At 43.1% G+C, this 26,153-nt stretch carries 29 protein-coding genes, 1 other RNA gene and 1 riboswitch; of the genes, 22 read left to right on the forward strand and 8 right to left on the reverse strand.

The window, feature by feature from the left end:
- Nucleotides 1-34: 34 nt before the first annotated feature.
- Entirely contained in the window at nucleotides 35-2,779 is a 2,745-nt protein-coding gene (locus tag ACQVGS_RS09900; RefSeq protein WP_188323086.1) for a PBP1A family penicillin-binding protein, read from the reverse strand.
- Between the two features lie 21 nt (nucleotides 2,780-2,800).
- On the reverse strand, nucleotides 2,801-3,421 hold the full coding sequence (recU, locus tag ACQVGS_RS09905) for a Holliday junction resolvase RecU (protein ID WP_044155259.1): 621 nt from the start codon (nucleotides 3,419-3,421) through the stop codon (nucleotides 2,801-2,803).
- A gap of 40 nt (nucleotides 3,422-3,461) precedes the next feature.
- Here recU and ACQVGS_RS09910 point away from each other — a divergent pair, with 40 nt between their 5' ends.
- On the forward strand, nucleotides 3,462-4,424 hold the full coding sequence (locus tag ACQVGS_RS09910) for a DUF2515 domain-containing protein (RefSeq protein ID WP_188323085.1): 963 nt from the start codon (nucleotides 3,462-3,464) through the stop codon (nucleotides 4,422-4,424).
- 25 nt (nucleotides 4,425-4,449) lie between these two features.
- On the opposite strand, the gene sspM is transcribed toward ACQVGS_RS09910, so the two are convergent.
- The gene (gene sspM, locus ACQVGS_RS09915; RefSeq protein ID WP_010334703.1) at nucleotides 4,450-4,554 is read right to left on the reverse strand and encodes an acid-soluble spore protein SspM; all 105 of its coding nucleotides are present in this window, start codon (nucleotides 4,552-4,554) and stop codon (nucleotides 4,450-4,452) included.
- A 197-nt stretch (nucleotides 4,555-4,751) separates the two neighbouring features.
- Here sspM and ACQVGS_RS09920 point away from each other — a divergent pair, with 197 nt between their 5' ends.
- Both ACQVGS_RS09920 and ACQVGS_RS09925 read left to right on the forward strand, forming a co-directional pair.
- Entirely contained in the window at nucleotides 4,752-4,997 is a 246-nt protein-coding gene (locus ACQVGS_RS09920) for a DUF5446 family protein (RefSeq protein ID WP_095713163.1), read from the forward strand.
- A gap of 45 nt (nucleotides 4,998-5,042) precedes the next feature.
- Complete coding sequence (locus tag ACQVGS_RS09925) at nucleotides 5,043-5,414, forward strand: YppE family protein (protein ID WP_024121830.1); 372 nt, start codon at nucleotides 5,043-5,045, stop codon at nucleotides 5,412-5,414.
- A gap of 34 nt (nucleotides 5,415-5,448) precedes the next feature.
- Here ACQVGS_RS09925 and ACQVGS_RS09930 read toward each other — a convergent pair whose 3' ends face one another.
- Entirely contained in the window at nucleotides 5,449-5,637 is a 189-nt protein-coding gene (locus ACQVGS_RS09930; RefSeq protein WP_101864425.1) for a YppF family protein, read from the reverse strand.
- Nucleotides 5,638-5,824: 187 nt separating this feature from the next.
- On the opposite strand from ACQVGS_RS09930, the gene ACQVGS_RS09935 reads away from it, so the two are divergent.
- On the forward strand, nucleotides 5,825-6,199 hold the full coding sequence (locus ACQVGS_RS09935) for a YppG family protein (protein ID WP_263463253.1): 375 nt from the start codon (nucleotides 5,825-5,827) through the stop codon (nucleotides 6,197-6,199).
- Between the two features lie 21 nt (nucleotides 6,200-6,220).
- Here ACQVGS_RS09935 and ACQVGS_RS09940 read toward each other — a convergent pair whose 3' ends face one another.
- The gene (locus tag ACQVGS_RS09940) at nucleotides 6,221-6,640 is read right to left on the reverse strand and encodes an Hsp20/alpha crystallin family protein (RefSeq protein ID WP_106020010.1); all 420 of its coding nucleotides are present in this window, start codon (nucleotides 6,638-6,640) and stop codon (nucleotides 6,221-6,223) included.
- A gap of 136 nt (nucleotides 6,641-6,776) precedes the next feature.
- On the opposite strand from ACQVGS_RS09940, the gene ACQVGS_RS09945 reads away from it, so the two are divergent.
- The 9 genes from ACQVGS_RS09945 (at nucleotide 6,777) to ACQVGS_RS09985 (ending at nucleotide 14,151) form a co-directional block, all read left to right on the forward strand.
- Nucleotides 6,777-7,283 (forward strand): PTS sugar transporter subunit IIA, encoded by a 507-nt coding sequence (locus tag ACQVGS_RS09945; RefSeq protein WP_106020332.1) that lies wholly within the window; start codon nucleotides 6,777-6,779, stop codon nucleotides 7,281-7,283.
- 104 nt (nucleotides 7,284-7,387) lie between these two features.
- Complete coding sequence (mrfA, locus tag ACQVGS_RS09950) at nucleotides 7,388-9,637, forward strand: ATP-dependent helicase MrfA (RefSeq protein ID WP_263463254.1); 2,250 nt, start codon at nucleotides 7,388-7,390, stop codon at nucleotides 9,635-9,637.
- Nucleotides 9,638-9,653: 16 nt separating this feature from the next.
- Complete coding sequence (locus ACQVGS_RS09955; RefSeq protein WP_263463255.1) at nucleotides 9,654-10,895, forward strand: ribonuclease H-like domain-containing protein; 1,242 nt, start codon at nucleotides 9,654-9,656, stop codon at nucleotides 10,893-10,895.
- A gap of 100 nt (nucleotides 10,896-10,995) precedes the next feature.
- Nucleotides 10,996-11,124 carry a hypothetical protein gene (locus tag ACQVGS_RS09960; protein WP_003230707.1) on the forward strand — a complete coding sequence of 43 codons (129 nt, stop codon included), beginning with the start codon at nucleotides 10,996-10,998 and terminating at the stop codon, nucleotides 11,122-11,124.
- 85 nt (nucleotides 11,125-11,209) lie between these two features.
- A complete protein-coding gene (gene cotD / locus ACQVGS_RS09965; protein ID WP_081638329.1) occupies nucleotides 11,210-11,437 on the forward strand; it encodes a spore coat protein CotD in 228 nt (75 codons plus the stop codon).
- Between the two features lie 89 nt (nucleotides 11,438-11,526).
- A complete protein-coding gene (locus tag ACQVGS_RS09970; protein ID WP_024121823.1) occupies nucleotides 11,527-12,072 on the forward strand; it encodes an SLOG family protein in 546 nt (181 codons plus the stop codon).
- Between the two features lie 78 nt (nucleotides 12,073-12,150).
- Complete coding sequence (gene gpsB, locus ACQVGS_RS09975; protein WP_010334692.1) at nucleotides 12,151-12,447, forward strand: cell division regulator GpsB; 297 nt, start codon at nucleotides 12,151-12,153, stop codon at nucleotides 12,445-12,447.
- 66 nt (nucleotides 12,448-12,513) lie between these two features.
- Nucleotides 12,514-12,895: RNase P RNA component class B (gene rnpB, locus ACQVGS_RS09980), an RNA gene on the forward strand.
- A 98-nt stretch (nucleotides 12,896-12,993) separates the two neighbouring features.
- On the forward strand, nucleotides 12,994-14,151 hold the full coding sequence (locus ACQVGS_RS09985; RefSeq protein WP_095713153.1) for a THUMP domain-containing class I SAM-dependent RNA methyltransferase: 1,158 nt from the start codon (nucleotides 12,994-12,996) through the stop codon (nucleotides 14,149-14,151).
- 52 nt (nucleotides 14,152-14,203) lie between these two features.
- Here the strand turns inward: ACQVGS_RS09985 and ACQVGS_RS09990 are convergent, their stop codons facing one another.
- Entirely contained in the window at nucleotides 14,204-14,356 is a 153-nt protein-coding gene (locus ACQVGS_RS09990) for a YpzG family protein (protein ID WP_003153548.1), read from the reverse strand.
- Nucleotides 14,357-14,517: 161 nt separating this feature from the next.
- On the opposite strand from ACQVGS_RS09990, the gene ACQVGS_RS09995 reads away from it, so the two are divergent.
- Both ACQVGS_RS09995 and ACQVGS_RS10000 read left to right on the forward strand, forming a co-directional pair.
- Nucleotides 14,518-14,712: a hypothetical protein gene (locus ACQVGS_RS09995; RefSeq protein ID WP_024121821.1), complete on the forward strand. Its 195-nt coding sequence runs from the start codon at nucleotides 14,518-14,520 to the stop codon at nucleotides 14,710-14,712.
- A gap of 102 nt (nucleotides 14,713-14,814) precedes the next feature.
- Entirely contained in the window at nucleotides 14,815-16,740 is a 1,926-nt protein-coding gene (locus ACQVGS_RS10000; RefSeq protein WP_024121820.1) for an ATP-dependent DNA helicase, read from the forward strand.
- Between the two features lie 45 nt (nucleotides 16,741-16,785).
- Here ACQVGS_RS10000 and kduD read toward each other — a convergent pair whose 3' ends face one another.
- Nucleotides 16,786-17,550 carry a 2-dehydro-3-deoxy-D-gluconate 5-dehydrogenase KduD gene (gene kduD, locus ACQVGS_RS10005; RefSeq protein ID WP_095713151.1) on the reverse strand — a complete coding sequence of 255 codons (765 nt, stop codon included), beginning with the start codon at nucleotides 17,548-17,550 and terminating at the stop codon, nucleotides 16,786-16,788.
- Nucleotide 17,551: 1 nt separating this feature from the next.
- Entirely contained in the window at nucleotides 17,552-18,379 is an 828-nt protein-coding gene (gene kduI / locus ACQVGS_RS10010) for a 5-dehydro-4-deoxy-D-glucuronate isomerase (RefSeq protein WP_024121818.1), read from the reverse strand.
- A 220-nt stretch (nucleotides 18,380-18,599) separates the two neighbouring features.
- Between kduI and ACQVGS_RS10015 the strand changes: the two genes are divergently transcribed.
- The 7 genes from ACQVGS_RS10015 (at nucleotide 18,600) to pbuX (ending at nucleotide 26,116) form a co-directional block, all read left to right on the forward strand.
- Nucleotides 18,600-19,619: a LacI family DNA-binding transcriptional regulator gene (locus tag ACQVGS_RS10015; RefSeq protein WP_127696831.1), complete on the forward strand. Its 1,020-nt coding sequence runs from the start codon at nucleotides 18,600-18,602 to the stop codon at nucleotides 19,617-19,619.
- Nucleotides 19,620-19,653: 34 nt separating this feature from the next.
- A complete protein-coding gene (gene kdgK / locus ACQVGS_RS10020; RefSeq protein ID WP_127696832.1) occupies nucleotides 19,654-20,628 on the forward strand; it encodes a 2-dehydro-3-deoxygluconokinase in 975 nt (324 codons plus the stop codon).
- A 1-nt stretch (nucleotide 20,629) separates the two neighbouring features.
- Nucleotides 20,630-21,220, forward strand: a complete 591-nt coding sequence (eda, locus tag ACQVGS_RS10025) for a bifunctional 4-hydroxy-2-oxoglutarate aldolase/2-dehydro-3-deoxy-phosphogluconate aldolase (protein ID WP_127696833.1) — start codon at nucleotides 20,630-20,632, stop codon at nucleotides 21,218-21,220.
- 49 nt (nucleotides 21,221-21,269) lie between these two features.
- Nucleotides 21,270-22,265: a 2-keto-3-deoxygluconate transporter gene (kdgT, locus tag ACQVGS_RS10030; RefSeq protein WP_024121814.1), complete on the forward strand. Its 996-nt coding sequence runs from the start codon at nucleotides 21,270-21,272 to the stop codon at nucleotides 22,263-22,265.
- A 112-nt stretch (nucleotides 22,266-22,377) separates the two neighbouring features.
- Complete coding sequence (locus ACQVGS_RS10035; protein WP_445601609.1) at nucleotides 22,378-23,883, forward strand: carboxypeptidase M32; 1,506 nt, start codon at nucleotides 22,378-22,380, stop codon at nucleotides 23,881-23,883.
- A gap of 144 nt (nucleotides 23,884-24,027) precedes the next feature.
- Nucleotides 24,028-24,127, forward strand: a riboswitch (purine riboswitch).
- A 91-nt stretch (nucleotides 24,128-24,218) separates the two neighbouring features.
- Entirely contained in the window at nucleotides 24,219-24,803 is a 585-nt protein-coding gene (gene xpt, locus ACQVGS_RS10040; RefSeq protein WP_491831520.1) for a xanthine phosphoribosyltransferase, read from the forward strand.
- Nucleotides 24,800-26,116: a xanthine permease PbuX gene (pbuX, locus tag ACQVGS_RS10045; RefSeq protein WP_106020004.1), complete on the forward strand. Its 1,317-nt coding sequence runs from the start codon at nucleotides 24,800-24,802 to the stop codon at nucleotides 26,114-26,116. Before xpt ends, pbuX begins: the two co-directional genes overlap by 4 nt.
- The last annotated feature ends 37 nt before the right edge of the window (nucleotides 26,117-26,153 follow it).

Genomic DNA, 26,153 nt, shown 5'->3' on the forward strand with positions numbered 1-26,153 from the left:
AGCCATCACCTTTAAAAGGGTGATGGCTTTGTCTTTAATTCGTTTTTTCAGTTGATGATGAATTCGTTTGTGTATTGTCAGATGTATTTGTTTTGTTTTTATCTGTATTAGACCCTGATGAATCATCCGTTGAGTCACCATCTGACGCGTCCTCTTCTTTGCGGCCGTTGTTATTGCTGCTGTTATCGTTAGATTGGTCTTGGTTGCTGTTGTCGGACGGATTGGTGTTCGTGTTGTCTTGTTTTTTGTCTTGATCGTTTGTTGAATCATCTGTCTGATCTTGATCTGTCTGACTGTCATCTGTTTGAGAATCATCAGTTTGTGTGTCATCCTGAGTCTTCTCATCATCTTTATTTTCATCATCCGGTTGCTGCTGGTCTTCTTTATCTTCATCCTCTTCGGCTTTTGGCACTTCATAGGATGTCGACGCTGAACTTTTGCCATCATCACTGACGGCTGTCACTTCGAATTTGTATACAGAGCCTGGCTGCACGCCCGAAATGACTGCTTCTTTTGCAGAGCTGTTTTGAACTTCAGAGTAGCTGCCGCCATCAACAGATTGCTTAACAGCAAAGGTCGCATCTCCGTCGTACTTCCAGCTTAATGTCAATGATTGATTATCTTTATCATATTTCACATTTAAACCAGACAGTTTTGCTGTTTCTTCTTTCTCTTCTTTCTCATATGTTTTAGAAACAGTAGAAGGGGATGTACCTTTTACAAAGTACTCTGTGACCTTTTTATCGCTTGGCGTATTCGGCCCTGCCAGTTTTGCCGGATTAGAGCCTTTTTCCACAGTCGCTTCCACTACGCTATCAGGTTTCTCAAATGATCCGCTTCCGTCATCGACATCGGCAATGAGCTGGGCGAAGATGCGTTTTGCAACTTTTTGCTCTTCAGTTGAAAGAGATTTCTTTCCAGCTTCGTTTTCTCCCATACCCGTCCAGACGGCTGCTGTATATTGCGGTGTGTAGCCGACAAACCAAGAATCTCGGGCACCGTCGCTTGCGATATTGTACCTTTGGATTTCACTTTCTTCAAAGTTGGTCGTCCCTGTTTTTCCTGCTACTTCCACACCGGGTACTTGTGCAAGCTGTCCAGTACCTGTCTTAACAGCTGTTTTCAGCATATCTGTAATCATAAACGCAGTATAATCGCTCATTGCTGACTTTGATTTTGGTGTTAAGTCAAGCTTCGTGCCATCGTTAAATTCAATAGACTTTACAAAATGCGGTTCATTATATGTTCCGTTATTTCCGAAGGCGCTGTATGCTCCTGCCATCGTCAGTGAAGAGACACCAACATTGCCTTTTCCGAATCCACCGATAGAATACGATTCATATACTTTATCTTTATCTAATCCTAGTCCCAATCCGTTAGCAAAGTCTACAGCAGCATCTCTACCCACTGCTTGGTATGCTTTTAAAGCAGGAATGTTCCGAGATTGCGCAAGTGCTTCACGCATAGACATTAGTTCTTTATATTTGTGGTCAAAGTTACGGATCGGTGTTCCATCAGAATACGTATAAGCTGAGTCATCAATTTGTTCGTATGTGGACCATTTTTTATTTTCAATAACTGGACCGTAGTCGAGAATAGGCTTAATGGTAGACCCAGGCTGTCGCTGAGCTTGGGTCGCGTAATTGTAGCCACCAACCGTAGAATTTCTTCCCGCACCAATCGCGCGGACTTCTCCGGTTTTTGTATCGAGAAGCGTTACACCGCCCTGCATGCCTTCAGTAAATCCGACAGTGTCTCCGTCCATTAATTCATCAAGTTTGTCTTGTGCTTTTGTATCTAATGTCGTATAAATCTTTAATCCGTCAGTACCTGGATTGACATCAGATTTTTCTTCAATTTCTTTCATGACTTCTTCAACAAACGCACTGTATTTATTTGAATTTGTTTTTTCATATTCTTTCTGTGATACAACGCCTTCATCTTTCACTGCCACTTTTTTCGCTTTGTTATATTGAGAATCAGAAATGAATCCTTGTTTTTTCATGAGACTGAGTACGATGTTCCGTCTTTTTTCCGCTTTATCCGGGTTTTTAACGGGATTGTACGCCGTCGGGCTTTGCGGCATACCCGCAAGTGTCGCAGCCTGTTCCACTGTCAATTTGCTTAAATCAGTGACGCCGAAAAATTCTTCCGCCGCTTTTCCGATTCCGTAAGCTCTAGGAGAAAAATAAATTCGGTTTAAATACATTTCTAAAATTTCATCTTTAGAATAATTACGTTCCAGCTGTATAGAAAGCCAGACTTCTTGCACCTTCCGTTTCAGCGTTTTCTGATGTGACAGAAGGGAGTTCTTTACGACCTGCTGGGTGATGGTACTTCCGCCTTCAGCTCCGAAGCCGTCTTTAAAGTTGGCGACAAGGGCACCTCCGATACGGACAGGGTCAATCCCGTGGTGTTCGTAAAAACGTGCGTCCTCTGTCGCGATAAAGGCTTCTTTTACGACATCAGGTATTTCATCTATCGAGACATAGGACCGCTTTTCGGAGCCGTATTCAGCGATTTCTTTTCCGTTTTTATCATAAATTGTCGATGAATAAGGCGTCTTCAATTTGTTTTCGTCCAGTGATGGCGCATCAGAAACCATGACGGCAAATGTTACAGCACCGCCGACTACGCCTAAAACAAACAGAATGAGTAAAGTGAATAGCGTCTTTTTAAACAATCCGCCTTTTTTTCGTTTCTTGCCTTTTTTCGGTGAAGGGCTCGACTTGCTGTTCGCTTTACGTCGAGCTTCACGACTCGTAAATTGATCTGACATAACATCTCAACCTTTCGTTAATCAACCTTTCGCACTTGATGATGGCGAAAAATAAAGCTGCTCAATAATACTAATATAATCAATTCTTGGCGCGTATCCAAGAGAAATCGGATAAGCTGCTTCCTCTAACTCATCTTTTCGAATGGATTTTCTGCCGTTTTTTTCTTTTCTTTCCCAGAAATAAAACAGCCTATCGGCTTCTAAAAAATAAACCTGGCCGAAAGCGGATATAATAACAAAACAAATACCGTCTTGAGCCGTTACCTGCTTCATATGCTCAATTTGATGGTCATGGAAATTCTGCAGGGGGAAAGAGGTTTTGTTTTTTGTCTCTTTCGCCTCAAAGTCAATGTACCGCCCTTTATAAATTCCGTTATAATCTGTTGTCGATGATTGTTTAAAATAGGCTTCTTTTATGACTGCAGCGCTTCTTTTTGGATAATGGACATTTACAATTTGAACAGGTGTCGGCTTTTTGTGTATCACGGCAATTTGGTTTGTCAGATAATACTTATTCGTTTCGTTTAAGTCATCTTCGAGGGTCATTCCGCGATTACTGTAAGATGGCGCTCTTTTATGACTGTTTTGGGATGAAACCGGATGTTTCGGCTGAAACGTTTTTCCGTTAGGATACCGAATCACTTTCTCATCCTCCTTATTAAACTATTAGTGACGGAAGTGAATGAACGTGCAAGAACAACAGGCCATCAGAAAGCTTCTTCGCCGGATTGAGCGGCAGACGGCAGTCGAAAACGCCGATAATATTTCAAGAACGAATGCTTACAAAGCATTCTATGACCGTCATCCAGAAATTAAATGGTCACTCTTAGCTTCCTTCGTTTCACGCAATGCCGGCTGGTCAATGACTGATTTAAAGGGCAGTCTGTTTCAGCTTGGTCTGCGTGAGTCACAGCAAAGGTGGTTCTTTTTGGCCTACGAGAGAGCGAATTGGCTCATCTTTTCAGATGCCTATCCGCAGCTTCTTTTGTACCACTGGTCTGTAAAAAACGGGAAGCCCCTGTTCAACTATCTGCAATTGTTTGGCGTATCACAATTTATGACAGAAGAGTGGACCCGTTTTTGGCATGAACGAAACACGGAGCGGCTCATGTATGCTCTCATTATAAATGAACAAAACACTATCCAAACACCTATTATACAAAATCCTTCGTTCAAAAAGAACGTTTTTGGCACGATTCCTTTTTATTTAAGTGACTGGTTTCATTTCAACACCGTTATTTTTCCTTCTTCAGACGGCATTCTCTACGGTATTTCGGCCAAGCGTTTTTCTAAAACCGAAGAAAGGATAAGGCTTGGAAAACAGCTGTCACAATTGCTGTTCAGTCCGGAACTGTTTTCTTCTTTTTATGACTTTTTGCACACAGTGCCGCATACAGGCTCCCGTTTTGATATGGAAAAAATGATCGGAATCACAAAAAGGACATCTCCTATGCTAAGGACATGCTACCCTGAATTAACTCACTCATTAGACGGAAAGAAAACAGATTGGTTTCATGGAAAGATAAAGAAAGGCCTCTTTGCACGGGAGGCATTGCCGCGGCAGATAGAATTGACCGACTGGTATGTAAATAAAAAACGTCAGCTGCATGCGCTCTTTGCGGTGGAGCATTGGCTGAAGAAATAAAAGAAGCAAGGAATTTCCTTGCTTCTTACGTAGAAGGACGGTTCGGGCCGCCTAGTTTTTTATCTAAAGAATCAACTGCTTTTGATTCCGTCTTTTTTTGCTGGCCGGCTTTTTTCGGTCTAGATTTCATACGGCACCTCCTCACAAGTATCGTGTGCATTAAGCGTGAGGATCATACAATTTTTGCGTGTCTTTTTGTCGAAAACTTCAGCTTTTCGTGGAATACCTGTTTGTTTGGCGATTTGCTTCTAGTTTTGTCATGCGGAAGGATTGCGCCGTGCGAGCAAAGAATTTAACCGGGAGAGAAGAGTAAAGGGAGGAACACAAATGTCCGGTTACGTAAGCAAGACAGATATTCTCCGAATGCTTTCTGATATAGAAACTGAAATAAACTGTGCTGAACAGAGCCTTAGCCGTTCTATAGATGTATTCGAGGCTGAAATGCGTGAAACGGAGGACGAACGTTTGAGTGTTCTGGAAGAAGAAATCATGGATCTTCATATATGTATAAACGAACTGTACCGATCCCCTCAAGAGAGGTATGCTGTGGACAAGGTATACCGTATCGGCTGAATTTATGAGCAAAATTTGGTACGATAAGCTATGAGGTGAAGGATGTTGCAACCACAAACATTGCTGAAAGTTACCGAGCAGATGATTGAAGCCGCTGAAACAGGTGCTGCACGATATCAGGAAGGGAAAGAAAATAACCATTCGTACGATTTTTTTGAGACGATAAAGCCTGCTGTGGAGGAGAATGATGCCCTGGCAGCTCACTGGGCGGAAGGGACGCTTGAATTTATAAAGGCTCGCCGCCCGAAATATGTGCATGCTGAGCAAATAGAGACCGCAAAAGATAATTTCCTGGAATTGATTCTTCAGTCATATGTTCATCACATTCATAAAAAGCGATTCAAAGACATCACTGAATCAGTCATTTACACATTGCAGACAGTGAGGGATGAAATTGCAAGTGAAGACAGCCAATAAGGCTGTCTTCATTTTTATTATAGGGGGCCGGACATTAATTCAGCTCATATGCCGGGCTTTCTGCTCCATTTGCTTCCAGAACCTTCATACTGTTACGAAATTCAGTTGCGTTGAGGTGTCCTTGAATATAGAGGAACTTGGCAAAGTCCATCAGTTTATTCACACAGTCTGTTTCATATTTCTTCATTTCTGCAAAACGTTTGCTTAAGTATGATACGTTCATTATGGTGCATCCCCTCTCATCTGTATTGAAAATATGGTATCATAATGATTCGACTTTTTTCTGTTTTTAAAAAATTTAAACTTTCGACACAATTTGACAAACACGCTTGATGGCATCAGACACAAACAAAAGAAATGATTCATACATATATAGGAGAGAAACTGTTGAGTCTAGGGGGGAAATCGCAATGAAAAGGAGACCTCAAAACGATCCTCGGCAATTGGGTTATTATTACCCTCAGCAAGTGCAGGGATATTATCAGCAGAATGCGCCTGTTCATTTTGAACAGTACGTTCCGCAGCATTACGGACAACAGGAGTTTTATCAGCCGTATATTCCGCCTCAGTCTATGCCTATGCAGCCGCCGGTATTTCCTAATCCTTATCCTATTCCGAGACCGAATCAGCAGCAGCCTTCACAGGTTCAAAGTATTATGTCACAATTCAAAAAAGCGAACGGGCAGTTTGACTTTAATAAAATGATGGATACGACAGGCCAAGTCATGAGTGCCATGAATCAAGTCGGCTCATTAATAAAGGGATTTACCAGCTTTTTCAAATAACAGAAGCATGAATGAATCAAATCATTCATGCTTATTTGTTGGGAAGAAAAGCGTCATTGTCTGCTCACTCCATGACGTTACCATTTCTTCCTTGTGTACCTCATAAGGCAGCTGTACGGTTCTTGTCATGCTTGTTAATGTGGAGGCGTTTTGCTCCTTCTGTTTTTCCTGAAGCGTTACATGGAGGTACCGGGACTTAATGTCGATGAGAATCTCGCCATCTCGAAACGTTGCTGGAATTGTGATATCGACATACAGCCCGTCATCACTTTCTCTGACGTCTATCGTTGTCTGTACATCTTTGAAACTAGAGTCGATCAAGTTTTGAAAACCATGTAAAAGATTTCCTAATGCAGAAGACTGAAACAGATGGTCCATTGCTTGATTGATGATCTCTTCTTTCTTAGACAATTCATTCTTTTTGTCATCTTTACATTCCAAATGAGCCACCCCCTTTTTTTATCAGACTATGCGTTTGTGCCGGATGTTGTTATAAATTGAAGCGAAATTGAAAGTGTGGTTAAATAGGTGGTGAATGAAGGGATAACGGTTGATGAATTGGAAGGGAGATAACACATTGCTGAAAAAATTATTCGGAATGGGAAAATCAGAGGAAAAAATTACGGAAGAGGTCATCTATTCTCCGGCAGACGGGACGGTAATGGATCTGACAGATGTGCCGGATCCTGTTTTTTCACAAAAAATGATGGGCGAAGGAATTGCAGTTGAACCCTCTAATGGTGAAATTGTTTCACCTGCTGAAGGTGAAGTGATTCAGCTGTTTCATACAAAACACGCCGTGGGCATCCGGACACGTTCGGGAATCGAGCTGTTAATTCACGTCGGATTAGAAACCGTAAATATGAATGGAGAAGGATTTACCGCTCATATTAAAGAAGGTGACAAAGTAAAGGTCGGCGACCCGCTCATCACGTGTGATTTGGAGTTAATAAAAGAAAAAGCGAGCAGCACAGTCATCCCAATCGTCATTATGAATGGGGAAGCTGTGGAAACAATAGAGCCTGCAGGCGAAAAGGCTGCACACAAAGGCGAAACAAAGCTGTTCACAATAAGAGCGAAATAAGCAGGGCGGATGCCTTGCTTTTTTGTTGTCCGATTGTATAAAATTTGCACCTAGCCATGCAAACAAATATTCGGTAAACTGTACTTGATAAAGAGGTGTAAAGAATGAAAAAGAAATCACTGACTGAACTCATTTCTGAATTGAAAGGAAATGAAAACGTTGTGAACTGGCATGAAATTGAGCCTCGTGAAGCAAGGACAAGGCCGATGCCTGAACGTATAGATGAGAGACTCAAAACAGCCCTTTCCAAAAGAGGAATTGATGCCTTATATACCCACCAATATGCCGCTTTTCAATATGTGCAAAAAGGTGAAAGCATTGTAACTGTAACGCCTACGGCATCCGGAAAAACATTATGCTACAACCTGCCTGTCCTGCAATCTATCGCTGAGGACGATACAAACCGGGCGTTATATTTATTTCCTACTAAAGCGCTGGCCCAGGATCAAAAAAGTGAACTCAATGAAATCATTGATGAGATGGGCATTGATATTAAAAGTTTTACATATGACGGAGATACATCTCCAGCGATCAGACAAAAAGTCAGAAAAGCAGGGCACATTGTGATTACAAACCCTGATATGCTCCACTCGGCAATTCTTCCGCATCATACAAAATGGGTGAGTCTGTTTGAAAATCTTAAATATATTGTGATAGACGAACTGCACACGTATCGCGGTGTATTCGGAAGCCATGTGGCAAATGTAATCCGCCGGCTGAAACGGATCTGCCGGTTTTATGGAAGTGACCCGATCTTTATTTGTACCTCGGCAACGATCGCGAATCCAAAGGAATTGGGAGAGCAGCTGACCGGAAACTCAATGAGGCTGGTCGATGACAACGGTGCACCAAGCGGACGGAAGCACTTTGTATTTTATAATCCTCCAATTGTTAATCAGCCGCTTAACATCAGAAAAAGCGCAACAGTAGAAGTAAACGAGCTGGCGAAAGAGTTCCTGAAGAACAAAGTGCAGACCATTGTTTTTGCCAGAAGCAGAGTCCGGGTGGAAATTATTTTAAGCCATATTCAAGAGCTTGTGAAAAAAGAGATCGGGACAAAGTCAATCAGAGGCTATCGGGGAGGCTATCTTCCGAAAGAGCGGAGAGAAATCGAAAGAGGGTTAAGAGAAGGCGAGATTTTAGGAGTTGTCAGTACGAATGCCTTAGAGCTTGGTGTTGATATCGGACAGCTGCAAGTGTGTGTGATGACGGGTTATCCTGGAAGTGTGGCAAGTGCATGGCAGCAGGCGGGACGAGCCGGCAGAAGGCACGGTGAGTCTTTGATTATCATGGTCGCCAATTCAACACCGATTGACCAATATATTGTGCGCCATCCTGAATACTTTTTTGACCGTTCGCCGGAATCGGCAAGAATCAACCCGGAGAATCTAATTATTTTAGTTGATCACTTAAAATGCGCTTCTTATGAACTTCCTTTTAAAGCCGATGAAGAGTTTGGGCCGCTGGACGTCAGTGATATTCTCGAGTACCTTCAGGAAGAAGATGTCCTGCACCGCAATGGGGAACGTTATCATTGGGCAAACGAATCGTTTCCTGCTTCCAATATCAGTCTGCGTTCGGCTTCACAAGAAAATGTGGTCATTGTCGATCAAACGGATATTGCGAATGTGAGAATCATCGGTGAAATGGATCGGTTTAGTGCGATGACGCTTCTTCATGATGAAGCGATTTATTTGCATGAAGGCGTGCAATTCCAAGTGGAAAAGCTTGATTGGGATCATAAAAAGGCTTATGTCAGAAGAGTTGATGTGGAGTATTACACGGATGCCAATCTGGCAGTCCAGCTGAAGGTGCTGGAAATTGACAAAACAAAAGAGAGGAGCCGTACATCCCTACATTACGGCGATGTTACGGTAAATGCATTGCCCACTATTTTTAAAAAGATTAAGATGACTACTTTTGAAAATATCGGATCAGGCCCTATCCATTTACCGGAAGAAGAACTCCACACGAGTGCGGCTTGGCTTGAAATCAAAACAATTGATGAAGACATTGGAGAAAAGACACTCGAACAGCTGCTTCTCGGCATATCGAATGTTTTGCAGCATATTGTCCCTGTGTATATTATGTGTGACCGAAATGATGTCCATGTCGTTTCGCAAATCAAAGCTGCCCATACCGGTTTGCCAACGGTATTTTTGTATGACCATTATCCGGGCGGAATCGGCTTGGCAGAGGAAGTCTTTACACGGTTTGCTGACATTAATGAAGCGGCTAAGCGGCTGATAAAACAATGTCCTTGTCATGATGGCTGTCCGTCTTGTATAGGTACTGAAATAGAAGGAATAAAAGCCAAGGAACGAATTTTGCAGCTGTTGGACCAAATGTCATAAGGAAAGGAGGTTAGGCATGTCGTTAAAAGGAAAACTCCAGCGTATGAAAAAGCATATGGTGCTGGAGGAAGCAGAACACAAGATAGAAGAGAATGGGACCTCAGACATTCGCTCTGATATACCGTTTCTTAAAGAGTGGGAGGCTTATGGCGTGAAGCCTTTCTTCTTTGAGAATGAATACTGTCTGATCAGGGAAGTAGAATATCCGCTCTCCCATCGGCACGGACATTACTGTTTTTCCGAGCTTGATGAAGTCATCGCGTTATGGAATAAAAGCAGCCTGTCGCATACACTATCTTCAAAAGGATATGAAAACAACAGCCTCTTTTTCTTTGATACAGAAACAACAGGTCTTGGCGGTGGAGCCGGCAATACGATTTTTTTGCTCGGCCATGCAAGGGTATATAAAGATCGAGTGGTAATCAAACAGCATCTTCTGCCCAAACCGGGGAATGAAGTCGCCTTGTATCAGAGCTTTTTAAGCGAGGTTGATATTACATCACTTGTTACCTACAACGGAAAAGCTTTTGATTGGCCGCAGGTAAAAACAAGGCATACACTGATTCGTGACAGAGTTCCGAAGCTCCCGGAATTCGGGCATTTTGACCTCTTGCATGGAGCAAGGCGTTTGTGGAAGCACAAAATGGAACGCGTGTCGCTTGGCTCAGTTGAAAAAGAAGAGCTTGGCGTACGCAGAAAAGAAGACACCCCGGGCTATTTGGCACCGATGCTGTACTTTCATTTTATTAAGGCACAGGAACCGGATCTTTTAAAGGGTGTGCTGCACCATAACGAGATGGATGTGCTGTCGTTAATTTCACTGTACATTCATATGTCAAAGAAAATTCTTTCCGCTTCTGATATGCCAAAAGAGCATGATGAAGCATACGCAATGGCGAAATGGTTTATGGCCCATAAGGAAACAGGCCAAGCAGTCAATCGGCTTGAAAGACTTAAAGAAAAGTCATTTGAAAATAAAGACAGAGCCCTTTTAGATTTATCAATGCTGTACAAAAAACAAAACCGCCTAGAAGATGCAGTCCCGCTTTGGGAGAAACTATCTCATTCTCAGCACCAAAAATGCAGGTACACTTCAGCGATAGAGCTTGCGAAATATTTTGAGCATAAGAAAAAGGAATTCGGGAAAGCTTTACATACAGTTGAACAATTACTTGCCGATGAGGCATCCTTATCAGAAAAAGAAACGGAAAATCTGCACGTGAGAATTACCCGTCTGAAGAGGAAATATTCCTCTTAAATATTCCCCGGGAAAGCGCAAAAGACGACTTCTTTCGCCATGAAATTTTTTTGCTGGATTCACATCGATTTTGTTGTAGAATACCGGCGAATCCTGTAAAATGACGTTAGTTATTTTTAAAGGGAGAGTTGGTATGTATAAGGGTGTTTTTTATTTGTTCTTCGTCGTTGTGTTTTTGATTGCTTTCGTATTTTCAAACTTTAAAGACAGCTTAATTGCACACTTTTAAAATAGGTCTTTGCATCAGAACATGTACCCTCTATTTTTCATAGCTTAGTATTGTAATAAAGTTTATGGAAAGGGGATTTTAAATCATGCATCACTGCAGACCGCACATGATGGCGCCGATTGTCCATCCTACTCATTGCTGTGAACACCATACGTTTTCAAAAACAATCGTGCCGCACATTCACCCACAGCACACAACAAACGTAAATCACCAGCATTTCCAGCACGTTCACTACTTTCCACACACTTTCTCAAATGTTGATCCGGCTACGCATCAGCATTTTCAAGCAGGAAGACCTTGTTGCGATTACTAGTATGGAAACGTGCAGCTTGATGGTGTAAACCAACGCAGCACATCAAATGGGGCCCAATGGGAGCCCCATTTTTTAAAGCAGGTGAAAAGATGAAAGTATTAGCAATAACAGGATATAAACCGTTTGAACTCGGGATATTTAAACAGGATGACAAGGCGCTGTATTACATAAAAAAAGCCATTAAGAACCGGCTGATTGCTTTTTTGGATGAAGGATTAGAATGGATTTTAATTTCAGGGCAGCTTGGAACGGAACTCTGGTCGGCCGAAGTTGCATATGATTTGCAAGAAGAATACCCTGACTTAAAGGTTGCTGTCATCACACCATTTTACGAGCAGGAAAAGAACTGGAAAGAGCCGAATAAGGAACTGTATGAAGCTGTTCTGGCCCAGGCGGACTATGAGGAAAGCCTGACTCATCGTCCGTATGAAAGCCCGCTTCAGTTCAAACAAAAAAATCAGTTCTTCATTGATAAGTCTGACGCGCTTATGCTTTTATATGACTCTGAAATGGCAGGTTCCCCAAAGTATATGCTTGAGACAGCGGAAAAAAGACGCGAACAGGATGGCTATCCGATCTACTTTATCACAATGGATGATCTGAGAGTGACAGTAGAGGAAGACAGCTTCTCATAACAAAGAAAGAGAAATTTGACAATCGTACAGATTTCTGAAAAAATATAAGATGATGATTCACGATACGAGGTGAAAAAGATGCTTGCTGATAAAGTAAAGCTTTCTGCGAAAGACATTTTGGAAAAAGAATTTAAAACAGGCGTTAGAGGTTACAAACAAGAAGACGTTGACAAATTTTTAGATATGATCATTAAGGATTATGAAACCTTCCATCAAGAAATTGAAGAACTGCAACAGGAAAATTTGCAGCTGAAAAAACAGCTTGAAGAAGCCAGCAAAAAACAGCCAGTGCAATCAAACACAACGAACTTTGATATCTTAAAACGGCTGTCTAACTTAGAAAAGCATGTTTTTGGCAGCAAGCTTTATGATTGATCTGCGCTTGTAAAAAATGGCGCTTGTAAATGACAATCAGTTGTTATATAATAATTCATGTTCTTAACGTTCGGGTAATCGCTGCAGATCTTGAATCTGTAGAGGAAAGTCCATGCTCGCACGGTGCTGAGATGCCCGTAGTGTTCGTGCCTAGCGAAGTCATAAGCTAGGGCAGCCTTGATAGGCTGACGGCAGGAAAAAAGCCTACGTCCTTTGGATATGGCTGAGTATCCTTGAAAGTGCCACAGTGACGAAGTCTCACTAGAAATGGTGAGAGTGGAACGCGGTAAACCCCTCGAGCGAGAAACCCAAATTTTGGTAGGGGAACCTTCTTGACGGAATTCAACGGAGAGAAGGACAGAATGCTTTCTGTAGATAGATGATTGCCGCCTGAGTACGAGGTGATGAGCCGATTGCAGTACGATGGAACAAAACATGGCTTACAGAACGTTAGACCACTTAAATTAAATGATGAAATCAAGCTCTCCCGTATAAGGAGAGCTTTTATCTTGATGAGAGAAAAGTTTTAAAAGACAGGGTGATACGATGAAGAAGTATACACTAATTGCAACAGCGCCGATGGGCATTGAAGCTGTAGTTGCAAAAGAAGTTCGTGACTTAGGATATGAATGCAAGGTTGATAACGGAAAAGTTATCTTTGAAGGAGATGCGCTTGCGATTTGCCGTGCGAATCTTTGGCTGAGAACGGCGGACCGTGTAAAAGTTCAAGTTGCTACATTTAAAGCAAAAACATTTGATGAGCTGTTTGAAAAAACGAAAGCGGTTAACTGGCGTTCATTTATACCGGAGAACGGGAAATTCCCTGTCATCGGTAAATCCGTTAAATCAACACTTGCAAGCGTTCCCGACTGTCAGCGGATCGTCAAAAAAGCGATTGTTGAAAAGCTGAAGCTGCAGTCCGGCAAAGCCAATGACTGGATCGAAGAAACAGGCGCCGAATATAAGGTGGAAATTTCTTTATTGAAAGATCAGGCGGTTATTACACTTGATACGTCAGGGACAGGCCTCCACAAACGGGGATACCGCGTGGATCAGGGAGGAGCGCCCATTAAAGAAACGCTTGCTGCCGCTTTGGTGCAATTAACAAATTGGACTCCGGACCGTCCATTTGTCGATCCTTTTTGCGGTTCCGGAACGATCGCGATTGAAGCCGCATTAATCGGCCAAAATATCGCCCCGGGATTTAACCGCGATTTTGTCTCAGAGGATTGGGAGTGGATCGGTAAAGATCTGTGGGACAAAGCACGTCTTGAAGTCGAAGAAAAGGCAAACTATGATCAGCCGCTTACGATTTTCGCCAGTGACGTAGATCACCGGATGGTGCAAATCGCAAAAGAAAATGCAGAGGAAGCGGGACTGAGCGAATTAATCGAATTTAAACAAATGCAGGTAAAGGACTTCACTACAAAACATGAGTTTGGCGTGATTGTCGGAAACCCGCCGTACGGAGAACGTCTCGGCGAGAAAAAAGCCGTTGAGCAGATGTACAAAGAAATGGGACAGGCGTTCGAACCGCTTGATACGTGGTCTGTGTATATGCTGACTTCAAATGAAAATTTTGAGGAAGCATATGGAAGAAAAGCAACGAAGAAACGAAAGCTCTTTAATGGATTTATTAAGACGGATTACTATCAGTACTGGTCTAAAGTAAGACCTCAGCGTAATAAAACGGAACACGCATAAAAAGAAGACGCTCTGGATGCGTCTTCTTTCATCTTTCAGCCATATTCTATCGTTACCAACGGTGCGCTTTCGCGTTACTTCTTAATATAATGTTGGTTTGGGACATTTCGGTGTGACCGTTTACTTGAGACTTAGAACGTTTAGGCCGCGTCCAATTGTGATGAAACAGTTCAGAATGCTGATCTAATCGGTCTTTATAACTCATGTCAACATCACTCCCTGATAGAATATTGTTGATAAGACGGATAGTCCATGACGGAGTATCGGATGTAGTTTGTGCACATTTCAGTGATAACATGCGGAAAGCATGTATATAAAATGAAAAGTTCGCATACAATGATGATTATTTCAATTAGAGGTGATCTCATGCTGAACAGCGAACATTTTAATCTCATTCAAAGGGCGCTTGACGCAACCGCAAACGAGCTGAAGGAGCTCAGAGCTGATGATGCGTCTCCGTCTGTGATTTCACATGCGCAAAATAATTTAGAAAAAGCGGTGGAACATATTCATTCAACAGACCATCCTTTTTTATCCTCGCATGTGATCAACCGAAAGTAAGTCACAAAAAGCTTGGCACTGCCAAGTTTTTTTATTGTATTCAGCGGCGGGAAATGATAATATTGATGGTCTGAATGCCGAATAGTTAGGGGTTGGAACTGGGTGACAACATCACGTTTGCCTTTTTCTTTAACAAAAACAAAGAATTTTTATGAAGAATTGAACAATTGGATTGGTGACGTGTTTTACGATATTCTTCCCGAAAAAGGGTTTGATCTTCGAGATGAGCAAGTGTTCATGGCTTTTCAGCTGGAACGGGCGTTTAAAGAGAAAAAAGTCATGTTTGCCGAAGCAGGAGTAGGAACGGGGAAAACACTTGTTTACCTTCTTTTTGCGATCAGTTATGCAAGATATGTCGGAAAACCCGCTATTATCGCTTGTGCTGATGAAACGTTAATCGAACAGCTCGTGAAAAAAGAGGGAGACATTTCGAAGCTGGCTGAACATTTGGATCTTAAGATTGACACAAGGCTATCGAAATCACATGAGCAGTATCTTTGCTTGAAAAAGCTTGAAAAAACAATGCAGCGATCTGATGATGAAAAGTGGCTTGATCTTTATGAAGCTTTACCGTCATTTGTCCATGAGTCACAGGCCATGCAGCGGTTTTATCCATATGGTGACCGAAAGCAGTACGCTAACCTTTCGAATGAAGAATGGTCGCAAGTAAGCTACGACTCGTTTCAAGATTGCCTGACCTGTGATATGAGACATAGATGCGGCTTGACGCTATCAAGAGATTTTTATCGCAAGTCAACAGACTTGATCATTTGTTCTCATGATTTCTATATGGAACATGTATGGACGGAAGAATCGCGCAAACGGGAGGGACAGCTGCCGCTCTTGCCTGATCATAGTGCGGTTGTATTTGATGAAGGGCATCTGTTAGAGTTTGCTGCGCAAAAAGCATTAACCTACAGAGTCAAGCAATCAACTCTTGAATTATTTTTAGAACGTTTGCTTCAAAATGACATTAGAGAAGAATTTGCTGAATTGATAGAAGACGCACTTGCTGCAAACGACGAATTTTTCTATGTTCTTTCTGAAGAATCAAGAGAAGTTGCCGGGTCGCACCGTTTGGAAATAAAGAATGATCAGCGTGTCAAAAAGGCGGCGGACGAGCTGTGCCGGTTGCTTGATAAAATTGGTGAAGCACTCGTATTTGAGTCAGAAATGTACACCATTGATCAATACGAGCTGTCAGTCGTAGAGGAATACGTTGAGCAAATGGCGTATTCATTATCTTTATATCAAAAGGATGCGATCAGCTGGCTGGAGCAAAAGGAAGCGGAATCCACTTTTGTCGTGATGCCGAGAACAGTAGCAGAAGTGCTTGGCGAGAAAGTGTTTTCAAAGAAAATTCCGTATATCTTTTCTTCTGCAACGCTGTCAGAAGGCGGTTCGTTTGACTATATTGCGGACAGTCTGGGGATTCACGATTACTTATCGTTAACGGTTGATTCTCCTTATGATTATGACGAACAAATGACCGTTACCCTTTATGGGAAAACAGAAATGAGCGCAGAACAAAAAACAGCTCAAACAATAGAGACAATTAAGCACTATAAAGGCAGAACGCTGGTGCTCTTCCCGTCTTTTGAGGAATTAAACGAGTTTAAGGAGCTCGCAGCTGCTTGGGAGCTGCCGTATCCGATTTACTTTGAAGGCGACGAGGAAATCAGCAGCTTAGTAGAAAAATTCCAAGGGGAAGAGGAAACGGTTTTATGTTCAGTTCACCTATGGGAAGGGCTTGATATTCCTGGTGACGCATTGAAGAATGTCACGATCTGGTCATTGCCGTTTCCGCCTCATGACCCTGTATTTACGGCAAAACGCAACAGTGCGAGAAAAGACCCGTTTGAAGAGGTTGACCTTCCGTATATGCTGTTGCGAGTGCGGCAGGGGATTGGCCGTCTGATTCGCTCAAATCAAGACAGCGGCTCGATTCATATTTATGCGGGCGGAGAAAATGAACGCATCATTGATGAAGTGAAAAAGGTCTTACCTGTTGAACCGCATATGATGTAATCACGAAAAAGCTGATGATCCATGATCATCAGCTTTTTCATTTTGTCAGCGGGCAAGCCAGCCGCCGTCTACTGCTAAAATATGTCCATTGACATAATCAGAAGCGCGAGATGCCAGAAAAACAGCCGTCCCGCCGATATCATCAGCTTTGCCCCAGCGGCCGGCAGGAATCCTTTTTAAAATGTCTTCATTTCGCTTTTCATCATCCCGGATAGGCTGTGTATTGGCAGTTGATATATAGCCAGGCGCTATCGCGTTAACTTGTACGCCGGATGCGGCCCACTCATTTGCAAACGATTTTGTTAAACCAGCAACGGCATGTTTGCTTGCTGTATAGGCTGGAACAAGAATGCCGCCTTGAAAAGAGAGGAGAGAGGCAATATTGATAACCTTCCCATGACCTCTTTTCAGCATGTGTCTGCCCGCCAGCTGGGTCAGGATAAATAAGCTGTTTAGGTTCACATTCAGCACGTTATGCCAGTTCTCTTCAGCGAAAGTGTCCGCTTTTTCCCGGTGAATAATCCCGGCGTTATTGACAAGGATATCGATTTGCTGTGTTTCAAACAGTTCAGCCGCTGTATCCTTTATTGCATCAGGCTTACTCATATCCAATGTAAAGGTAGTGAATGTGCGGCCTTCTTGTTCCACAAGCTGCTGTGTTTCAGAGAGGCTGCTTTTATGTGATGTGCCGATAATATCAGCACCGGCGCCTGCCAGCGCTTTGGCGATTCCTTGGCCGATTCCTGTACCCGGCCCTGTCACCAGTGCCGTTTTTCCTTCTAATGAAAATGCCTCTTGCAGATAACTCATCTTATTTCAGCCCATCCATCGGCACAAGATCCATGTCCGTAAATGTGTAGTTTTCACCAGCCATCGCCCACACAAAACTGTAGTTAGATGTTCCTGCGCCAGAATGAATGGACCAGGCAGGAGAAAGGACAGCCTGCTCGTTTCCGACGACAAGGTGGCGTGTTTCATCCGGCTGACCCATGAAGTGAAAAACCTTCGAATCCTTCTCAAGATCAAGGTAGAGATAAGCCTCCATCCGGCGATCATGAACGTGTGCCGGCATGGTGTTCCAGTTATTGTTTTCGTCTAGCATCGTGATTCCCATCATCAGCTGACAGCTTTGAATGCCATCTTGATGAATGACTTTGTACAAGCTTCTTACATTTGATGCTGCTGCGTCACCGAGCCGGTCCGGTGTCAGTTCAGAAAGAGCGGCTTTTTGCGTCGGATAGCTTTGATGCGCGCCCGAGGAGACGAAGTAAAACTTTGCTGTTTCTCCGTTTAGGCTTTTAAATGCTACATCCCGATTGCCCATCCCGATATATAGAAAATCCTTTGTTTGAAGCACATATTCATCATCGCCAACTTTAACCGCACCAGGCTGGCCGACGTTAATAATACCGATTTCACGCCGTTCCAGAAAAAAGTCCGTTTTAAGAAAGTCTCCGGCATCAAGCTTCAGTTCGCTCTGTCCGGGTGCTGCACCGCCGATCACAACACGGTCTTCATGGGAGTAATACATGGTCAGCTTATTTTCCGTAAATAACGTATCCATTAAAAAATGACTGCGAAGCTCCTCGGTTGTAAAGCGTTTTACTTGTTCAGGGTGTACAGAGTAACGATTTTCCATTGGATTTCCCCCTTGGTTAGGATTTCAGCATCATGAATGAAAATATTTTGGTAACGGTTTCAAAGAAAATTTTAGGATAAATAGAGAAAAGAGTCAACCGAAATTTTGTGAATAAGCACATTATTAAAAAAAACTTTTCAATTTTAAAAAATATGGTATTCTTGTGTTGTAACGGTTTTGAAATCGGTTTCAAATTATAAGACGATACAGGAGCACTTGAATGAAAAAGAAAACAACAGGCCATATCACCATCAAAGACGTAGCTGAATTTGCAGGAGTATCAAAATCAACTGTTTCTCGTTATATTAACGGGAAAATTGACGCGATTTCTCCTGAAAAGGTAAAAAACATAAAAAAGGCAATCACTGAGTTGAATTATCGGCCGAGTAAAATGGCACAAGGTTTGAAAATAAAAAAAAGCAAATTAATCGGATTTGTTGTTGCCGACATTACAAATCCCTTTTCAGTCGCAGCATTTAGGGGAGTTGAAGAGGTTTGTGATCAATATGGCTACAGCATAATGGTGTGCAACACTGATAACAGTCCTGAAAAAGAACGGGAAATGCTGCTAAAGCTCGAAGCACACTCTGTAGAAGGGCTGATTTTGAATGCAACCGGGGAAAACAAGGATATTTTATATTCCTTTGCCGAACAGCAGGTGCCGACAGTATTAATTGACCGCAAATTGCCGGATCTGAAACTGGATACCGTAACGACTGACAACAGAAGGATAACTGAAGAGATCCTTCAGCAGATTTACAAAAAAGGGTACACAGATGTCGCGCTGTTTACTGAACCGATTGCATCCATCAGCCCCCGGGCGGAAAGAGCGGCTGTTTATCAGGAGATTGCTGCGGTGCGAAATGTGAATGGACTCAGGCGAATGTATGAAATTGACGTCAAAGACAAAGAGCAGCTTGAGAAGGCGCTGTGCTCTTTTATGAATGAGATGCCTGAGCAAAAAAAAGCGATTCTTGCTTTAAATGGGTTGATTATGCTGAAAATTATTAGCTGTATGGAAGAAATAGGGCTGCGCATTCCCGAAGATACGGGGATTGCCGGATTCGATGATACGGAATGGTATAAACTCATCGGCCCGGGCATTACAACAATCGCCCAGCCGTCACATGATATGGGCAAGACGGCGATGGAACGCGTATTAAAAAGGATTGAAGGTGACGAGGGAGCGCCTCAAACCATCGAATTAGAGGCAAAAGTCATCATGAGAAAGTCACTTTAATCCAAGGTGCCCTCAACTAAGGGGAGGTTGGGAAATGAAGCTTGATGCGATTACTTTCGGCGAATCGATGGCCATGTTTTACGCAAATGAGTACGGAGGCCTTCATGAAGCTTCCACATTCTCAAAAGGACTGGCCGGGGCAGAAAGCAATGTGGCTTGCGGCCTGGCCAGACTTGGCTTTCAAATGGGCTGGATGAGCAAAGTCGGCAATGATCAGCTCGGAACATTTATTCTTCAGGAGCTGAAAAAAGAGGGAGTGGATGTGTCTCGCGTGATCCGGTCTCAGGATGGCAATCCAACCGGGCTGCTGCTAAAGTCCAAAGTGAAAGAAGGCGATCCTGAGGTAACCTATTACAGGAAGAACTCGGCTGCAAGCACTTTAACAGCTGCTGAATACCCAAGAGACTATTTTCAAAGCGCAGACCATCTGCATGTTACAGGTATTCCCCCGGCTTTGTCCGCCGATATGAAAGAATTCGCCTATTATGTGATGAAAGACATGAAACAGGCTGGAAAAACCATCTCATTAGATCCTAACCTAAGACCCGCACTTTGGCCTGATCAAGCTACAATGGCACATACGATTAATGATTTGGCGGGACTTGCGGATTGGTTCTTCCCTGGAATCGCAGAGGGAGAGCTATTGACTGGTAAAAAAACGCCTGAAGGCATTGCAGATTTTTATCTGAAAAAAGGTGTCAGCTTTGTCGCTATTAAACTTGGAAAAGAAGGCGCTTACTTTAAATCAAAGGAAAGTGAAGGATATACAGAAGGCTTCCGGGTTGATCAGGTTGTTGACACAGTCGGCGCCGGAGACGGATTTGCTGTCGGCGTCATCAGCGGAATTCTTGATGGCTTGCCGTACAAGGAAGCAGTGCAAAGGGGTAATGCGATCGGCGCATTGCAAGTTCAGGCACCGGGGGACATGGACGGTCTGCCGACAAGGGAAAAATTAGCCGCATTTCTATCTGCTCAAAGAACAGTTCACCACAAGAAAGGGGATTGTTAATATGGAGTCCAATGTAGTAGAAAACCGTCTGAAAGAAGCCAAGCTGATTGCAGTCATTCGTTCAAAGGATAAACAGCAGGCCTGTCAGCAGATTGAGAGTTTGATAGATAAAGGGATTCGGGCAATTGAAGTCACTTATACGACACCTGGAGCTTCTGCTATTATTGAGTCCTACAGAAATCGGGAAGGTGTCTTAATCGGAGCGGGCACGGTCATCACTGCGCAGCAGGCGGGAGAAGCTGCGGAAGCAGGAGCACAATTTATTGTCAGTCCGGGTTTTTCAACAGATCTTGCTGAACACCTATCGTTTATGAAGAGGCATTATATCCCTGGCGTACTGACACCGAGCGAAATTTTGAAAGCGTTGACATGCGGATTTACTACATTAAAGCTGTTTCCAAGCGGTGTATTCGGCATCCCTTTTATGAAAAATTTAGCGGGCCCTTTTCCGCAGGTTACTTTTATACCGACTGGCGGGATCCATCCGTCTGAGGTTCCGGAATGGCTCAAGGCAGGGGCAGGTGCCGTCGGAGTCGGAAGCCAGCTGGAAAGCTGTTCAAAAGAGGATTTACAGGCTGTTTTCCAAGTGTAGCCACATAAGGGGTATTGTTTTTCCATAACCGGAGGATGGGAGAATATATATGAAAATCAAAGCGACAATTGAACGGGTACCTGGCGGAATGATGATTATTCCGCTGTTTCTGGGAGCAGCGCTTAATACGTTTGCGCCTGGAACAGCAGAGTTTTTTGGAGGGTTTACGGGTGCGCTTATTACAGGAACCCTTCCCATACTAGGCGTTTTTATCTTTTGCGTTGGAGCGACGATTGATTTCCGTTCTTCAGGCTATATTGCGAGAAAAGGGATTACCTTATTATTGGGAAAGATCGGGTTTGCGGCACTGCTCGGTGTGATTGCGGCTCAATTTATACCCGATGAAGGCATACAATCCGGATTCTTTGCAGGTCTTTCTGTTCTAGCCATTGTTGCAGTGATGAATGAAACGAACGGCGGCCTCTATTTGGCGCTCATGAATCATATGGGCAGAAAAGAAGATGCCGGCGCATTCGCGTTTATCAGTACAGAATCTGGACCTTTTATGACCATGGTTACATTCGGTGTTACCGGACTGGCTGCTTTTCCGTGGGAAACGCTGGCGGCAACAGTCATCCCGTTTTTGCTCGGCTGCATACTTGGAAATCTTGATCATGATCTGAGAGACTTATTCAGCAAGGTAGTGCCGGCAATCATTCCGTTTTTTGCATTTTCACTTGGGAACACTTTAAATTTTGGAATGCTGATTCAGTCAGGGTTATTAGGCATTTTGGTCGGTGTCTCTGTTGTCATCTTATCCGGCGGCTCCTTGTATTTGCTTGATCGTTTCATTGCCCGGGGAGATGGTGTCGCGGGGGTGGCAGCTTCATCAACAGCGGGAGCGGCCGTCGCCGTGCCATACGCCTTAGCGGAAGCGAATTCTGCGTTTGCACCCGTTGCTGAATCGGCAACTGCAATCATTGCGACAAGCGTTATTGTCACCTCTTTGTTAACACCTTTGGCAACAGTGTGGGCGGATAAAAAAATCAATGCGAAAAAACGAAAAACACCGCCGCCGCCAAACAATCAAATGACGATAAACTGAGTGATGAAGGCTGCCGATAACTAGACCGGCAGCCTTTTATACAAACAATTTGACTTTCAAACACCCTTCCAGTAGCCTGTAATGGAACGGCTAGAATAGGGAGGGAATGGATATGGAGATACATACATATGAAAAGGAATTTTTTGATCTTTTAAAAAGAATCTCACATTATAGTGAAGCGGTTGCATTAATGCATTGGGACTCCAGAACAGGCGCGCCGAAAAACGGCTCAGAGGACCGTGCTGAAAGCATCGGTCAGCTTTCGACAGATATATTCAATATCCAGACATCAGATCGGATGAAGGAACTTATTGATGCGCTTTATGAACGGTTTGATGATCTGGCTGAAGATACGAAAAAGGCTGTAGAGCTGGCGAAAAAAGAGTATGAAGAAAACAAAAAAATTCCTGAAGCAGAATACAGGGAATATGTTATTCTTTGTTCAAAGGCTGAAACAGCATGGGAGGAAGCGAAAGGAAAATCTGATTTCAGCTTGTTTGCCCCTTATTTGGAGGAGCTGGTCGAATACAATAAACGATTTATTGAATATTGGGGTTATGAAGAGCATCCTTATAATGCATTGCTTGATTTGTTTGAACCAGGTGTGACGGTCAAGGTGCTTGATCAGCTGTTTTCTGAGCTGAAAGAAGCGATCATTCCTCTTATCAAACAAGTGTCAGCCTCAGAGAATAAACCGGATACAAGCTTTATCAGTGAAGAGTTCCCTAAGGAAAAACAAAAAGAACTCAGCCTTTATTTCCTGCAAGAGCTCGGCTACGATTTTGACGGCGGAAGGCTTGATGAAACCGTTCATCCATTTGCGACAACAATGAACCGCGGGGATGTTCGGGTGACAACGAGATATGATGAAAAAGATTTCCGGACAGCTATTTTCGGCACAATTCATGAATGCGGTCACGCGATCTACGAGCAAAATATTGACGAAGCGCTGAGCGGGACGAATTTATCAGACGGTGCTTCAATGGGAATTCATGAATCTCAATCATTGTTTTACGAGAATTTTATTGGACGGAACAAGCATTTCTGGACACCATACTATCAGAAAATACAAGAAGCGTCTCCTGAACAGTTCGGCAACATATCGCTTGATGATTTTGTTAGGGCTGTCAACGAATCAAAACCTTCATTAATTAGAGTTGAAGCGGATGAATTGACGTATCCTTTGCATATTATTATCCGTTATGAAATTGAAAAAGCGATTTTCAGCAATGAAGTATCAGTGGAAGAACTGCCTTCACTTTGGAATCAAAAATATCAGGATTATTTAGGTATTACTCCTTCTGAGGATGCAGAGGGAATCTTGCAGGATGTTCACTGGGCGGGTGGAGATTTTGGCTACTTCCCATCGTATGCACTTGGTTATATGTATGCAGCACAGCTGAAGCATAAAATGCTCGATGATCTGCCTGAATTTGATACCCTCTTGGAAAGAGGGGAGTTTCATCCGATTAAACAATGGCTGACGGAAAAAGTGCATATTCACGGAAAACGGAAGAAGCCATTAGACATTATTAAAGAAGCAACAGGTGAAGAGCTGAATGTACGCTACCTGATTGATTATTTGCAAAATAAATACTCAAATCTGTATTTATCTTAATGAAAAAGCCTGGCGTCTCAAACGTCAGGCTCAATTTATTATCGAAATATTCATAAAAAACGAATGATTTTTTCAAAAAAAGAATTAAAGTTCGGAAATTTTTATTTTTGTCTATGCAAGAGGTTAGAATCTTGATATAATTTGTAACAATATGATAGGAACACTCATATAATCGCGTGGATATGGCACGCAAGTTTCTACCGGGCACCGTAAATGTCCGACTATGAGTGAGCAATGAGACCGGACGTGTACGGTTTTTTGTTATTTTAGCATTGCTTGCTCTTTGTTTTGAGCGGGTAATGCTTTTTTTATTATCTAAACGGAGGTATGACAGGATGGAAGCACTGAAACGAAAAATAGAGGAAGAGGGCGTCGTTTTATCAGATCAGGTATTGAAAGTGGATGCTTTTTTAAATCATCAAATTGATCCGCTGCTCATGAACAAAATCGGTGACGAGTTTGCCGCCAGATTTGAAAAAGACGGAGTAACAAAAATTGTTACAATCGAATCATCCGGAATTGCTCCGGCCGTAATGGCTGGTTTACAAATGGGTGTGCCAGTCGTCTTCGCGAGAAAACATAAGTCTTTAACGCTCACTGACAATTTGCTGACATCGTCTGTTTATTCCTTTACGAAGCAAACAGAAAGCCAAATCGCAGTATCAGGAAATCATCTGTCAGATCAGGACCGCGTTTTGATTATTGATGACTTTTTGGCAAATGGACAAGCCGCACTTGGGCTGGTATCGATCGTACAGCAAGCTGGAGCTTCTGTCGCGGGACTTGGCATTGTCATTGAAAAATCGTTTCAGCCGGGAAGAGAAGAACTTGTGAAGCTTGGCTATCGGGTGGAATCTTTGGCAAGAATTGAATCTTTAGAAAAAGGAAAAGTATCCTTTGTACAGGAGGTTCGTTCATGAAAAACGGATTCGGCAAAACGCTGTCACTAGGGATCCAGCATGTACTCGCCATGTACGCCGGCGCCATTGTCGTTCCCCTGATTGTGGGGAAGGCGATGGGGCTGACGGCGGAGCAGCTGACCTACTTGGTGTCGATTGATATTTTTATGTGCGGTGTTGCTACACTTCTCCAAGTTTGGAGCAATCGGTTTTTCGGCATCGGGCTTCCAGTTGTGCTTGGCTGCACATTTACAGCTGTGTCACCAATGATTACGATAGGCTCCGAATATGGGGTTTCTGCCGTTTATGGAAGTATTATCGCTTCAGGTATTCTTGTGATTCTCATTTCTTTTTTCTTTGGAAAACTCGTCTCGTTTTTTCCGCCTGTCGTTACAGGTTCTGTCGTTACCATCATTGGCATTACGCTTATGCCGGTGGCCATGAATAATATAGCCGGCGGGGAAGGCAGTCCAGACTTCGGTGATCTTTCTAATCTCGCTCTCGCTTTTATCGTTTTGAGCATCATCGTGCTTCTATACCGCTTTACAACAGGATTTATCAAGTCCATCTCCATTTTGATCGGTATTTTGATCGGGACATTTATTGCGTATTTTATGGGGAAAGTTCAGTTTGATAATGTTTCAGACGCTGCCTTTGTGCAAATGATTCAGCCGTTTTATTTCGGCACACCGTCTTTTCATGCGGCCCCTATCATTACAATGTCCATCGTTGCCATCGTCAGCCTTGTGGAGTCAACGGGCGTTTACTTTGCTTTAGGCGATTTGACCAACCGCCGTCTGTCAGAAAAGGACTTATCCAGAGGATATCGTGCAGAAGGACTTGCTGTTTTGCTGGGCGGTATATTTAACGCATTTCCTTACACTGCATTTTCTCAAAACGTCGGTCTTGTCCAGCTGACAGGAATCAAGAAAAATACAGTGATTGTGGCGACAGGCGTGCTTCTAATGGCTTTTGGCCTGTTTCCCAAAATTGCTGCTTTTACGACAATCATTCCATCTGCCGTGTTAGGCGGAGCGATGGTGGCCATGTTTGGAATGGTCATTGCTTATGGCATCAAAATGCTCAGCCGAATTGATTTTGCAAAGCAGGAAAATCTGCTGATCGTTGCCTGCTCAGTGGGGCTTGGGCTCGGTGTGACAGTTGTGCCGGACATATTTAAACAGCTTCCAAGTGCCTTAACGCTTCTTACAACAAACGGCATTGTTGCCGGCAGCTTTACAGCTGTTGTCTTGAATGTGATATATAATATGTTTTCGAAAACTGAAAAAACAGAACAGAAAGCTGATGTCAATCAGCAAAAAACAGCAGTGTAAACTCCGCTTCGGCGGGGTTTTTTGCATATAAAAAAGA

It is taken from the genome of Bacillus sp. SD127 (assembly GCF_058566445.1).